This is a genomic window from Humibacter antri (genome assembly GCF_054777235.1).
In genome coordinates, this window is sequence record NZ_BAAHAW010000043.1 from 1 (window position 1) to 13533 (window position 13533).

The window sequence follows — 13533 nt, forward strand, 5'->3', positions numbered from 1 at the left end:
CAGAACGAGTCGGTTGAGCAACAAGTCAGACCCGACCAGCACCCCCACCACCATCCTCAATGTTGAGCTTGAACCGCTGGTTGAGCTTGTCGAAACCGAGCCCGCCCTGGAACCTGGTTTCGACGAGCTCGATCAGCGATTTGCGGGCTCAGTCCTCGTCCGGTTCGTCGTCGAAGACGACCACCCGGTCCTCATCGGGAAAGCCGTCATCGATGTCGTCGTCGATGAGGCGTTCGTCCTCGTCTGCCAGCGCTTCCGCCTCATCGAACTCGGGCTCGTAGTCGCCCTCCTGAGCGGCGGCGAACTCGTCGTAGTCCGGGTCGGAGTCCGCGGGCACGGCTTCGGCGTGCTCGGTCATGCAGTCAGGTTACTTCCGGCCCGGCCGACGTGCACCCCATTGCTGCGTTCGCCTTCCGCGGATGCTCGGCCGCCCCCGCACGCAGTCCGCTCGTGACACCTGCGCAAGACTGGGGCGATGAGCAAGCGGCACGGCACCTCCACGATCGAGATCGAGCGCAAATACGACGTGACCGAGACGGCGGGCGTTCCCGCATTCGTCGGCGTCGGGCCGATCGCGGTGATCGAACCGCCGGAGATACGCGAACTGGATGCCGTCTACTACGACACCGCCGACCATGCGCTGGCTCGCGCCCGGGTGGCTCTGCGCAGGCGCGAGGGCGGCCCCGACGCGGGCTGGCACATCAAGCGCGACGTCGAAGAGGGCCGCCTGGAGCAGCACTGGCCGCTCGCGGTCGAATCGGATGACGGTCGCCCTGGAGACGACGACGTCCGCGGTGGTGGGTGGGTGCCGGTGCCGAATCCGCTGCTCGATGAGGTGACCGCCCTCATCGGGGGCGCGCAACTGCACCCGGTCGCCCGGGTGCGCAACCATCGGGTGGTCAACCGGCTTCTGGATGCCGCCGGGTACCCGGTCGCCGAGTACTGCGACGACCACGTGACCGGCGAGAACCTCGTCGCCGGCGGGCGCGAGACGTGGCGGGAGTGGGAGGTCGAGCTCTCGGCCGCCGCACCGGACAGCAGGCGGGCGCGAACCGAACTGCTCGACGGGCTGGAGCAGGTGGTGTTGGCGGCGGGCGGGCATCCGTCGCAGAGCTCGTCGAAGCTGGAGCGCGCGCTCATGGCGCACTGACCCGCGATCGGCCGTCCTCGTTTTGGAGGGACCGGCGGCATCCGGCATGATCATTGACGTATCGGCCGATACAGCGGCGTATCGACGTGCAAACAGATGTGATCCCTGTGTGTGCGAAAGAGGCGCGTAATGAAAATCGGAATCCTCACCTCGGGCGGAGATTGTCCCGGTCTGAATGCGGTGATCCGCGGTGCAGTGCTGAAGGGCGATCGCGTCTACGGCGACGAGTTCGTGGGATTCCGGTACGGCTGGCGCGGCGTGGTCGACGCCGACATCGTTCCCCTCGACCGGCACAGCGTCCGCGGCCTCTCCCGCCAGGGTGGGACCATCCTGGGTTCCAGTCGCACCAACCCGTTCGAGGGTGACGGTGGTGGGCCGGAGAAGATCCAGCGGATGCTCGACGAGCACGGCATCGACACGATCATCGCGATCGGCGGCGAGGGCACGCTGACCGCCGCACGTCGTCTCGTCGACGAAGGCGGCCTCAAGGTGATCGGCGTGCCGAAGACGATCGACAACGATCTCGCGGCCACCGACTACTCGTTCGGCTTCGACACCGCGGTCGAGATCGCGACCGAGGCGATCGATCGCCTGCGCACGACGGCGGAGTCGCACCAGCGGTGCATGATCGTGGAGGTCATGGGCAGGCACGTGGGCTGGATCGCTCTGCACTCCGGCATGGCGGCCGGCGCGCATGCCATCCTGATCCCCGAGCAGCCGCAGTCGATCGACCAGATCTGCGAATGGGTGGAGCATGTTCGCGACCGTGGTCGCGCGCCCGTCGTCGTGGTCTCCGAAGGCTTCCACCTGAACACCATGGAGGGCGCGCACTCGCACAAGGGGCTGGACGCGTTCAACCGTCCGCGCCTGGGCGGCATCGGCGAGCTGCTCGCTCCGATGATCGAGGAACGCACCGGCATCGAGTCCCGCGCCACGGTGATCGGCCACATCCAGCGCGGCGGCGTGCCCAGCGCGTACGATCGCGTGCTCGCCACGCGCCTCGGCATGGCTGCTGTGGATGCGGCGCAGACCGGGCAGTGGGGCTCGATGGTGTCCCTGAAGGGAACGGATGTCGAGATCGTGTCGATCGCGGACGCCACCGGCGGCCTGAACACGGTGCCCGACTACCGCTACGAGGAGGCGGCACTGCTCTTCGGCTAGAGGGCGCACAGAGCCCTTCAGGGCGGTCGGCCCGTCTCCGGGCAGCCGGTCTCTCGGCCGGCGAGATTGCTGGTGAAGCGAACCTTTTCGGGTGCTCGATGGTCCACCTGCGCAGCGTTGGCTAGGCTTGCCGCGTACTGCAGTCCTGATGAGGGGGGTCTATTCGGGCTGTCTGGAACCCGACCAGGAGTGCCCGTGGGCCGACACAGCAGCACCGACCGTCCCCGGAGGGGTGCATCGAGACGACCGGTCTTGCAGTCCACCGGACCCATCCCCGTTCCGCAACAACCGAAGCGGCGTCGTGGCCGCGGAACGGTGTGGTTCATCGCAGGCGGCGTGGTGCTCGTGCTCATCGTGACCGGGTGCGTCGCCTGGAGCAAGAACGTGTTCAACCCGATCCTGCCCGCCGCGGCCTGGGCGCAGACCTGCGATCCTGTCGACCTGCGGGTGGTGGCAGATCCCTCCATCGCGGCCGCGCTTGCGAAGTCCGCGCAGGGCTTCGACGCGACGACGCCGTGTGTGCACACGACGGTACGTTCCGAGAAATCGGCCGACACGGCATCCACGCTCGCCGTCGGCGGCGACGCGAAGGCCGACGTGTGGATACCCGACTCGCCCGCCTGGGAGCCGCGCATGCAGGTGCTGTCGTGGTCGCTCATCCGACGGGCGCCGCTGGCCGATTTCGGGCCTTCGATCGCCTCCAGTCCGCTCGTTTTCGCGACGCCGGCGCAGAATGCCGATGCCTTCGACGGGCAGGCCCTGCAGTGGAGCACCATCGCCGACGGAGACACTCCGGCGCTCCTTCCCGAACCGGCGCAGAACGGTTCGAGCCTTGCGGCGCTCGCCGAGATCAAGGCGACGGCGAATCCGAACGACGACCTGGCGTTCTCACGCGACATGATCGAACTCGGCAAGACGATCCCGCCCACCGTGGCCGACGCGTTCACCGATGCCGAGAAGGCGTCGAAACCCACGGTGGTCGTCACGACGGAGCAGTCCGTCGTCGCCCAGAACGACAGCTCGCCCGCCCATCAGTTCTTCGCCCTGTATCCGAAGGACGGCACCGTGAGCGTGTCGTATCCGTTCGTGCGCGTCGCCGGGCCCACGACCGGCGACAAGAACAAGGACGCCCTCATCGACGCCCTGGAGCGCCAGTTCACCAGCGACGCCCAGACGCTCGCGCACGCCGGATTCCGCACGGCCAACGCCGCGTCGGACTTCGTCGCGAAGGGTGTCGTGGCGAACGCGCCGAAGACCCGTGCGGCGCTCGACGGCGGCGCCCAGACCGGCCTGCTGCAGAGCTGGTCGGCAATCACTCTGCGCTCCCGCATGCTCGTGGTCGTCGACACGTCGGGTTCGATGGACGAAGACGCAGGCGGCCGAAGTCGCATCGCCGTTTTCCAAGATGCGGCGAACAGCATTCTGCAACTTCTCCCGCCGCAGACCGACATGGGCGTGTGGACCTTCTCCACGAATCAGGCCGGCTCGCAGCCTTGGGCGCAACAGACGCCCATCCTCCCGCTGACCGATCCTGCGCACGCCGCCGACGTGTCACGCGTGTATGCGTCTCTCTCCGGCATGGTCAAGGGCGACACCGGCCTGTACGACACGGTGCTCGCTGCGGTGAAGGCCGTGCAGAACGGCTACGACCCGCACATGGTCAACTATGTGCTCGTGGTCACCGACGGCAGGAACGACAACCCGGCAGGCGGTCTCAGCCTGCCCGACCTGCTCGCGCAGCTGAAGGCGCTGCGCAATCCCGCAAAGCCCGTGCCGGTGATCATGGTCGGAATGGGGCCGGACACCGACGTGTCCGCCATGTCGCAGATCGCGAATGCCACGGTGGGTGCTGTGTACACGGCGGAACAGCCGAAGGACATCACGAACGTGCTCGTCGATGCGCTCGCGCAGCGCACCTGTCGCCCCTACTGCTCGTGACCCGTCCCGCAGGGTGAGCTGGGCGTGTCGAAGGGTTGAAACCCGAGCGTCCTGGTTTCGACGAGCTCAACCAGCGGTGTGGAGCTCGACCAGCGGTGTGGAGTTCGACCAGCGGTGTGGAGTTCGACCAGCGGTGTGGAGTTCGACCAGCGGTGTGGAGTTCGACCAGCGGTGTGGAGTTCGACCAGCGGTGTGGAGTTCGACCAGCGGTGTGGAGTTCGACCAGCGGTGTGGAGCTCGACCAGCGGTGTGGAGCACATCCAGCAGCCAAGCCAGCTCGAACGCGCGTTCGCGCCACGAGTTGTACCGTCCGCTGACGCCACCGTGCCCGGCCGACAGCTCGGTCTTCAGCAGCACCGGAGCGCCCGCCGCTCGTAGTCGCGCGACCCACTTGGCCGGCTCCACGTACAGGACACGGGTGTCGTTCAGGCTGGTGACGGCGAGGATGCGCGGGTAGGCGCTGGCATCCTGCGGCACGTTCTCGTACGGCGTGTACGACTTCATGTACGCGTACACGGACGAGTCGTGCAACGGGTCGCCCCATTCGTCCCACTCGATCACGGTGAGCGGCAGATCGGGGTCGAGGATGCTCGTCAACGCGTCGACGAACGGCACCGCCGCCAGAATGCCGGCGAACAGCTGCGGAGCGAGGTTCGCCACCGCACCCATGAGCAGCCCGCCCGCGCTGCCACCCTCGGCCGCCATCCGGTCGGGAGTCGTCCAGCCGCGTTCCACGAGGTGCTCGGCGCACCGGACGAAATCGGTGAACGTGTTGCGCTTGCGGGTGAGCTTGCCGTCTTCGTACCAGTGCCTGCCGAGCTCGCCGCCGCCGCGCACATGAGCGATCGCGAACACGACGCCGCGGTCCAGAAGCGACAGTCGAGCGATGGAGACGGACGGGTCGATGCTGTGCTCGTACGATCCGTACCCGTACAGCTCGAGGGGCGCGGGAGTGCCAGGAGAGACGAGGTCTCTGCGGTAGACGAGCGAGATGGGCACCAGTGTGCCGTCGTCGGCTCGCGCCCACTCGCGGCGCTGCTCGTACGCATCCGGGTCGTAGCCGCCGAGGATCGGCTGGCGCTTCAGCAGTCGCAGTCCGCTCGTGGCCCCGGCGCCGGCGCCGTCCGGCGTCCAGTCGTAAACGGTGGACGGCGTGACCAGCGACCCGTAGCCGAGTCGCACGGTGGGCTGTTCCCATTCCGGGTTGCCGGCAGTGCCCACGGTGTACAGCGGCTCGTCGAACCCGAGTTCGCTCAGCTCGCCGTAGCCGTCGGCGTTCAGCGGAAGCACGGCGACTCGGGTGAGCGCTTCCCTGCGGTACTCGACGACCACGCGAGAGGCGAATGCGTCGACCGATTCCAGCCGAACGCCCGGGTGATGCGGAAGGATGACCCGCCGCGGCCCGCGCGGATCGGATGCCGCGACATCCACCAGCTCGAAGTCCTCGGCGCCGTCGTTGTGCACGATGAGCAGTCGATCTTCGCCGGCCACGACTGCGTGCTCCACCGAGTATTCGACGCCCTCGCGCCGTGGCCACACGACGATGGGCGTGGCGGTCGGATCGGCCGCCGGGATCAGTCGCGACTCGCTCGTGATCGACGATCCGATCCCGACCTCCAGATATCCGCGACTGCGAGTGACGCCGATCCCGACCCAGAACCGTTCATCGTCCTCGTGGTGCACCACGACGTCGGCGGAAGGCTCTGTTCCCCGTTCGTGCCGCCAGATGGTGTCAGGGCGCCACGCATCGTCGACGGTGGCATAGAAGGCGTACCGGCCGTCGGGGGAGAACACGGCGCCGGCCGATGTGTTCGGCACCTCGTCGCCGAGTTCGCCGCCGTTCACCAGGTCGCGCACGCGCAGCGTGTATCGTTCGTCGCCGACCGTGTCCACGGCGTACAACAGCATCGTGCCGTCGGCGCTGACGTCGAATGTGCCCAGCCGGAAGAACTCGTGGCCGTCCGCCTCCGCGTTCGCATCGAACAAGACCTGCTCGCCGGGAAGTGCGGGCGTTCCCGCGTCGACGTCTGCCACGACAGGTGGCGTCCAGTCGTCGTCCGCTGCGATCGGAGCGCGGCAGTGCACGCCGTACTGCTTGCCCTCGAACGAGCGGGAGTAGTACCACCAGCGTCCCTCGCGCACCGGGACGGAGAGGTCGGTCTCCTGCGTGCGGGAACGGATCTCCTCGAAGATCCCCTCGCGCAGAGCCTCGAGGTGCGCCGTCTGCGCCTTGGTGTAGGCGTTCTCGGCCTCCAGGTGTGCAATGACCTCGGTGTCGTCCTTGTCGCGCAGCCATTCGTAGGGGTCTTGCACCGAGTCTCCGTGGTGCGTGCGGGTGAACGGCACCAGCTTGGCGGCGGGTGCGACGATGTCGAGGTCGGGCATGGCATCCACGCTATCCGCAAGCACGCGTCGTCGCGGACGGCCGCTGCGACAGTCGCAGTGACAGCGAAAGCGACGTCGTCGGTGCCCGCCTCGGCATGGTGCACGGTCGGTAGCGTTGCATTCATGAGCATTGCGCAGCGCGTGTTGAACGATGGAACGAGCATTCCGGCGATCGGTTTCGGAACGTACCCGTTGCGTGGTGACGACGGTGAGAAGGCCGTGGTGTCGGCGATCGAGGCGGGGTACCGGCTCCTGGACACGGCCGTGAACTACGAGAATGAGGATGCCGTCGGTCGCGGCATGCTGGCATCCGGACTTGAGCGCGCGCAACTCATCGTGCAGACGAAGGTCCCCGGGCGGCATCACGGGTACGAGGAGACCCTTGCCTCGTTCGAGGAGTCCCGTCGCGCGCTGGGAGTCGATGTCATCGACATCTATCTGATCCACTGGCCGAACCCGAGCGTCGACCGGTATGTGGACACGTTCAAGGCGATGATCGATCTGCGCGACCGTGGATTGGTGCGCACCATCGGTGTCTCCAACTTCACCGAGGAGTTCCTCACCAGGGTGCAACGCGAGACCGGAGAGCTGCCGGCGGTGAACCAGGTGGAGCTGCACCCGTACTTCCCCCAGGACCGGCTGCGGGCGTTCCACGATGAGCACGGCATCGTGACCGAGGCGTGGAGCCCGCTCGGCAAGAACTCGCCGGTGCTGAAGGAGCGGGCGATCGCGGATGCCGCGGCGGTTCACGGCGTCACCCCGGCTCAGGTCGTGCTGCGCTGGCACGTTCAGCTCGGGTCGGTGCCGCTGCCGAAGTCGGGCGACGCCGAGCGTCAGCGGGAGAACTTCGACATCTTCGGCTTCGAGCTGAGCGACGAGGAGATCGCGGCGATCACCGCGCTCGGAGATCCCGACGGCCGGTTGTTCGCAGGCGACCCGAACCACCACGAGGAGCAGTGACCATGCAGCGCCCCGAAGAGATCGCACGCAGATTCGACCAGCGTGCCGGCCACTACGACGAGTCCGTGTTCCACAGAGCGCTCGCCGAGGCGGTCGTGCGGTTCGCCGGAACCGACGGCGTGCGCAGCGCACTCGACATGGCGACCGGCACGGGGCTCGTGCTTCGAGCGCTGCCGGAGGCGGGCATCCGGAAGGTCGGCGTCGACCAGTCTCCCGGCATGCTGGCCGTAGCGCGCGACCACCTCCCCGGTGCCCAGCTGATCGAGGGCGATGCCTCGATCGCGCCCGAGATCGAACACGGCTCGTTCGATCTCATCACCTGCGTCACCGCCCTGCACCTTCTGCCGAGTCCCGCGGATGCGCTGCGATCGTGGTTGCGGGTTCTCGCGCCGGGCGGGCGTGTCGTGGTGGGCGTGTTCCGAACGGACGACGTACGCGATGTGCCCGAGGTCGCCGAGGCGATGAGCCATGGCGCAGAGCGGCACCCGCACGGCGAACACGATGAACTTCACGCACGGGTCGGAAGCGAGGAAGCGCTCCGGGCGCTGTCGGTCGAGTCAGGTTGCGAGCTTGGGCGAGTGCGCACCTGGGTGCTGCCGGATCCGCTCGAGGTGTGTCTGCTCGCGGAGTTCGCTCCCGCACGCCGACTCGGTGTCCGCGACGCATAATGGCGACATGATCACCACCGAGCTGGCGCGCGACCTGCGAGATCACGGACTGGTGTGGCACCCGGCATCCGGCGACGTGTTCGCCATCGACTCGGGCGAGTTCGACGGTGAGACGTTCACCGTGAGCGACATGACGATCGAGGCGCACGAGTTCGACACCGGCACGATTCTCGGCTTCAACGGCACGACGGAGTGGGCGCTCGACTCGGTCGCGGTCGAGAACGCGGTGTGGCTGCCGCGCGAGGATCAGCTCCGTGGCCTGCTCGGCGGCACATTCGTCTGCCTGAACCGCACGGATGCCGGCGACTACGTCGTCGAGACCGCCCGCGAAGGAGCGCGTTCACGTTTCGAAGCGACCGACGCCGAGACGGCGTACGCGCACGGCGTGCTCGCTCTCATCGCGCAGGCGACGGCGGACGCCGCGACCTGATCGAGAGAGGCATGCTCAGACGTCGGCGAGCATCTCGCGCGTGATGTCTGCCGCCGATCGGCATCTGCGAGCAGGCGATGCCGAGGTTGCGGACTCTGACATCCTTCAGCGAGCGCGGTTGGTGGCCGGATCGGCGAGCGGGTTCCTGGCCGAGTTGACCGTGCCACCGCCACATGTGACGATCGACGTGGTCTTAACGCCCGGTGCACGACGAATGAACCTCGACCGTGCGCCGACTTCGGCTCGCCGGAGATGCGGGAGGCCGCGCCCGTGCCCGCTATTCGAGAAAGACGTCGGTGGACTTCAGCCTGATCGTCGTGCTGGTGATCGCACTGGCGCTCTTCTTCGATTTCACCAACGGCTTTCACGACACGGCGAACGCCATGGCGACCCCGATCGCGACGGGCGCAATGCGTCCGAAGATCGCCGTTGCGTTGGCCGCAGTGCTCAACCTGGTCGGCGCGTTCCTCTCCACCGAGGTGGCCAAGACCGTCTCGAGCGGGCTCATCAACGAGGGCCACGGCGGCGTGTTGATCACGCCGACGATGATCTTCGCCGGGCTCGTCGGCGCCATCATCTGGAATCTCGTCACCTGGCTGTTCGGCCTTCCCTCCAGTTCGAGTCACGCACTGTTCGGCGGCCTCATCGGGGCGGCCATAGTCGGAGCAGGGTTCGGATCCGTCGACTACGTCGTGCTGCTCGACAAGGTCATCCTGCCTGCCGTGCTGTCGCCGGTGATCGCCGGGCTCGTCGCGTTCTGCGCCACCCGGCTCGCCTACGCCATCACACGCCGCTACGATCGCCTGCCCGACGGGCGGGCCGGCTTCCGGTTCGCGCAGATCTTCTCGTCATCGCTGGTTGCGCTGGCCCACGGCACCAACGACGCGCAGAAGACGATGGGCGTCATCACGCTGGTGCTCATCTCGGCCGGTGCACTCGCCCCAGGGTCGAACCCGCCGATCCTCGTCATCGCGGCATGCGCGCTGGCGATCGCGATCGGCACGTACACGGGCGGTTGGCGCATCATCCGCACGCTGGGCAAGGGGCTCACCGACGTGAAGCCGGCGCAGGGTTTCGCGGCGGAGACCAGCACGGCAGCGACCATCCTGGCGTCATCGCATCTCGGGTTCGCACTCTCGACCACCCAGGTGGCATCCGGATCGGTGATCGGCTCCGGCCTCGGCCGCAGAGGCTCCAGCGTGCGGTGGGGCACGGCCGGCCGCATCGGGCTCGGCTGGCTCATGACACTGCCTGCCGCGGCGGTCGTCGGTGCGATCACTGCATTCATCGGGTTGCTCGGCCTTCCCGGCGTGCTGATCGATCTCGTCATAGCGATCGGCGTGATCGTGCTCATCTTCGCGATCTCCAAGCGCGATCACGTGTCGGCGCGCACCGCCTTCTCGGGCGTCAACGAGGTGGCCGAGTCCGGTCGCGTCGTAAAAATCCGCAAGGTCAAGCCGAAGAAGCCGAAACGGAGCGCAGCATGAGCGGCATCGACTGGATCTCGTTTCTGATGGTCGCCGTCGTCGCCATGGTCTCCGCGTGCGTCGTCGTGTCGCTCTTCGCCCTCGCCCTTCGAATGCTCTCCACGGCAGGCAAGGCCCCGCACGTCACCCCTGCGGAGTTCACCGACGCGATCACGATCGTCACTCCTGCGGAGGCCGCTGCCGAGGCGAAGCGCATCAAGAAGGCCGCATCGCGCAATCCGCTCACGCCGCTGCAGAAGCGCCTGGCACTCGTCGTGGCCTATACGTGCTTCGTGCTGTGCGCTCTCGTCGTTCTGTTCGGCATCTACCTGATCATTCCCGCGCTGCACAGCTGATCGAGGCTCGGCAGAACGAGTTTCCCCGTTCTGCCGGAGCTGTTGAGCGGCGCAGCCGCGATCACACCTGGCGCTGGCACGAACCTCAGTCGGTGCGCCGCCACCGGCCGATCGCGTTCATCAGGTGGTAGATCACGATGGCGGCGATCGTGCCGAGCACGATGCCGCTCAGCTGGATGCCGCCCTTCGGGCTGCCGATCACCCATGTGAGGTTGCCGACGCCGATCACCAGAGCGACGGCCGCGGTGAACTGGTTCTTCGGCTTGGAGAAGTCGACCCGGTTGTCCAGCCAGATCTTGATGCCGACCACGCCGATGAGTCCATACAGCGCGAGGGTGGCGCCGCCCAAGACGCCGGACGGGATCGTGTTCAGCACGGCACCCACCTTCGGTGACAGGCCCAGCAGCACGGCGACGGCGCCGGCCACCCAGTATGCGGCTGTCGAGTAGACCTTCGTGGCCGCCATGACGCCGATGTTCTCGCCGTAGGTCGTCGTTCCCGAACCTCCGAACAGGCCGGCCACCGTGGTGGCGAGGCCGTCGGCGAACAGTGCACGGCCGGTGAGCACGTTGACGTCCTTGCCGGTCATCTGTGCGACGGCTCGGATGTGCCCGACATTCTCGGCGATCAGCACGAGCACGACGGGGAGGAAGACCGGCAGCAGCGCCCAGAGCGAGGCATCCGCGAACGGATTCCCCGGCAGCGAGAACGAGGGCAGCCCGATCCAGGCAGCCTTCGCCACCGGTGCGAAGTCGACCACGCCGAGCAGCACGGCGACGAGGTAGCCGATCACCACGCCGACGAAGATCGACATGCGGCCGAGCATTCCGCGGAACAGCACGGTGCACAGGAGGATCGCGGCCAGCGTGACGAGCGCGACCAGTGGCGACGTGCTGAAGTTCGAGACAGCGGTGGGCGCCAGGTTGAAACCGATGAGCGCGACGATCGCCCCTGCCACCACCGGCGGCATGAGGGCGTCGATCCAGCCTGTGCCGGTGAGCACGACCACGCCGCCGACGATGGCGAGCAGGATGCCCACCGCCAGGATTCCGAACAGCGCCCCGCCCCTGCCGTGGCCCGCGGTTGCGGCGGTGATGGGTGCGATGAAGGCGAAGGACGATCCGAGGTAGCTGGGCAGCCGATTCCGGGTGATGAGCAGGAACCCGATGGTGCCGATGCCCGAGAACAGAAGCGTCGTCGACGGCGGGAAGTGTGTGAGGAGCGGAACCAGGAACGTCGCGCCGAACATCGCGACGACGTGCTGCGCGCCGATGCCGATCGTGCGCGGCCAGCTGAGCCGCTCATCCGGTGCGACGACCGTGTCGGGGCGGATCGTCTTGCCATCGCCGTGCAGGGCCCACAGAGTCGGCATCTGGCCTCATTTCGTCATTTCACAGGTGGGGGAGGGTGGAACGCGATCGACTGCCGCGGCATGCATCTCCGCGATGCCCGCATCACCTGGCAGTTGCCTGACAATATCGTCTCTACGCGCAGCGTTCATCTTTCCCCCCGCTGGAACCGAGAGCGCGCCCGGCTTGAACCACGTTCCGTGGGTCGAGCTCGTCGAAACCCGAGTCGGGACGACTCAACCTGGTCAGCTGACCAGCATTAGCATGAGGCATGACTTCTGAGCAGATCGCAGGCATCGTGGCCGAGCGACGCGCGGCCTTCTCGGCCGGAATCACCAAACCGCTGGCCTGGCGCATTCAGCAGCTGACGGGTATCGCTCGCATGCTCACCGAGCACGGTGCGGAGTTCGAGGCGGCGCTCGCCGCCGACCTGCGCCGCAGCCCGACCGAGACGCAGCTCGCAGACATCAACGTCATCTTGGCCGAGGTGTCGCACGCGCTGAGGAATCTCAAGTCGTGGACGACGCCGAAACGAGTCTCGCTCCCGCTGGCGTTGCAGCCCGGGCGCGGATGGGTCATCCGCGAGCCCCTCGGCGTCGTGCTCGTCATCGCACCGTGGAACTACCCGATCCAACTGCTCCTCGGCCCGGTCGTCGCCGCGCTCGCGGCGGGCAACGCCGTCGTCATGAAACCCAGCGAGCTGGCGCCGGCCACGTCGTCCACGGTCGCCCGCCTGGTTCCGGACTATCTGGATGCCCGCGCCGTCTCGGTCATCGAGGGTGCGGTGCCCGAGACCACTGCCCTCCTCGAGCAGCGCTTCGACCACATCTTCTACACCGGCGGCGCCCGTGTCGGTCGCATCGTCGCCGCTGCGGCCGCCAAGAACCTCACGCCGGTCACGCTGGAACTCGGAGGCAAGTCACCGGTGTACGTCGACGACTCCGTCGACCTGGCGGCGGCCGCCAAGCGGATCGCGTGGGGCAAGTTCCTCAACGCCGGTCAGACCTGCGTTGCGCCCGACTACCTGATGGCCACGCGAGAGGTGATCGACCGCGTGGTGCCGCTCATCGATGCAGCGGTGCACGAGTTGTACGGCCGCGACCCGCAGGCATCCGGTGACTACGCCCGCATCGTGAGCCCTGCCAGGTTCGAGGCGCTCACCGGGCTTCTGGGGGACGGCACCATCGCCTCAGGAGGGCAGACGGATGCCGCCGACAAGTACATCGCGCCCACCGTGCTGATCGACGTGGCCGACGACTCCCGCATCATGGGGGAGGAGATCTTCGGACCGATCCTCCCGGTCATCGAGGTGACCGGTGCAGACGACGCGATCCAGCGCATCGCGTCCGGCGAGAAGCCGCTCTCGCTGTACGTGTTCACGAACGACGACCGCGTACGCAAGGCGTTCCTGAGAGGCACGTCGTCGGGCGCGGTCGGATTCAATGCGGCACTCATCCAGCAGACCGTGATCGGGCTGCCGTTCGGCGGCGTGGGGGAGAGCGGCATGGGCCGCTACCGCGGCGAGGCCGGATTCACCACGCTCAGCAACGAGAAGGCCGTTCTCAGCAAGCCGCTGAAGCCGGAGTCGATGACCATGATCTTTCCGCCGTACACGAAGCGGGTCGATTCTTTCGCGCGGGGCCTGCTGCGCCGTCTCTCGTAGCCCGTCC

At 67.4% G+C, this 13533-nt stretch carries 12 protein-coding genes; 9 read left to right on the top strand and 3 right to left on the bottom strand.

What is annotated here, in order from left to right; all coding sequences use genetic code 11:
• Positions 1 to 148: 148 nt before the first annotated feature.
• Positions 149 to 358: a hypothetical protein gene (locus ACYVDK_RS16345; protein ID WP_460523691.1), complete on the bottom strand. Its 210-nt coding sequence runs from the start codon at positions 356 to 358 to the stop codon at positions 149 to 151.
• 117 nt (positions 359 to 475) lie between these two features.
• On the opposite strand from ACYVDK_RS16345, the gene ACYVDK_RS16350 reads away from it, so the two are divergent.
• The 3 genes from ACYVDK_RS16350 to ACYVDK_RS16360 all read left to right on the top strand — a co-directional run bounded on the left by ACYVDK_RS16350 (position 476) and on the right by ACYVDK_RS16360 (position 4249).
• Positions 476 to 1150, top strand: a complete 675-nt coding sequence (locus ACYVDK_RS16350) for a CYTH domain-containing protein (protein WP_460523693.1) — start codon at positions 476 to 478, stop codon at positions 1148 to 1150.
• A 129-nt stretch (positions 1151 to 1279) separates the two neighbouring features.
• Positions 1280 to 2311, top strand: coding sequence for a 6-phosphofructokinase (locus tag ACYVDK_RS16355; protein ID WP_460523695.1), 1032 nt, complete (start codon positions 1280 to 1282; stop codon positions 2309 to 2311).
• Positions 2312 to 2563: 252 nt separating this feature from the next.
• Entirely contained in the window at positions 2564 to 4249 is a 1686-nt protein-coding gene (locus ACYVDK_RS16360) for a VWA domain-containing protein (RefSeq protein WP_460523697.1), read from the top strand.
• Positions 4250 to 4315: 66 nt separating this feature from the next.
• Here the strand turns inward: ACYVDK_RS16360 and ACYVDK_RS16365 are convergent, their stop codons facing one another.
• Positions 4316 to 6634: a S9 family peptidase gene (locus tag ACYVDK_RS16365; protein WP_460523699.1), complete on the bottom strand. Its 2319-nt coding sequence runs from the start codon at positions 6632 to 6634 to the stop codon at positions 4316 to 4318.
• Between the two features lie 123 nt (positions 6635 to 6757).
• Here ACYVDK_RS16365 and ACYVDK_RS16370 point away from each other — a divergent pair, with 123 nt between their 5' ends.
• The 5 genes from ACYVDK_RS16370 (at position 6758) to ACYVDK_RS16390 (ending at position 10514) form a co-directional block, all read left to right on the top strand.
• Positions 6758 to 7594: an aldo/keto reductase gene (locus tag ACYVDK_RS16370; protein ID WP_460523701.1), complete on the top strand. Its 837-nt coding sequence runs from the start codon at positions 6758 to 6760 to the stop codon at positions 7592 to 7594.
• A 2-nt stretch (positions 7595 to 7596) separates the two neighbouring features.
• Positions 7597 to 8262, top strand: a complete 666-nt coding sequence (locus ACYVDK_RS16375) for a class I SAM-dependent methyltransferase (RefSeq protein WP_460523703.1) — start codon at positions 7597 to 7599, stop codon at positions 8260 to 8262.
• A gap of 7 nt (positions 8263 to 8269) precedes the next feature.
• Positions 8270 to 8692, top strand: coding sequence for a hypothetical protein (locus ACYVDK_RS16380; protein ID WP_460523705.1), 423 nt, complete (start codon positions 8270 to 8272; stop codon positions 8690 to 8692).
• 296 nt (positions 8693 to 8988) lie between these two features.
• Complete coding sequence (locus ACYVDK_RS16385) at positions 8989 to 10179, top strand: inorganic phosphate transporter (RefSeq protein ID WP_460523707.1); 1191 nt, start codon at positions 8989 to 8991, stop codon at positions 10177 to 10179.
• Positions 10176 to 10514 carry a peptidase gene (locus ACYVDK_RS16390; protein WP_460523708.1) on the top strand — a complete coding sequence of 113 codons (339 nt, stop codon included), beginning with the start codon at positions 10176 to 10178 and terminating at the stop codon, positions 10512 to 10514. The genes ACYVDK_RS16385 and ACYVDK_RS16390 overlap by 4 nt, the downstream gene beginning before the upstream one ends.
• Positions 10515 to 10599: 85 nt before the next feature.
• Here ACYVDK_RS16390 and ACYVDK_RS16395 read toward each other — a convergent pair whose 3' ends face one another.
• A complete protein-coding gene (locus ACYVDK_RS16395) occupies positions 10600 to 11886 on the bottom strand; it encodes a uracil-xanthine permease family protein (RefSeq protein WP_460523709.1) in 1287 nt (428 codons plus the stop codon).
• A gap of 248 nt (positions 11887 to 12134) precedes the next feature.
• Here ACYVDK_RS16395 and ACYVDK_RS16400 point away from each other — a divergent pair, with 248 nt between their 5' ends.
• Positions 12135 to 13526, top strand: coding sequence for an aldehyde dehydrogenase family protein (locus ACYVDK_RS16400; protein WP_460523710.1), 1392 nt, complete (start codon positions 12135 to 12137; stop codon positions 13524 to 13526).
• The last annotated feature ends 7 nt before the right edge of the window (positions 13527 to 13533 follow it).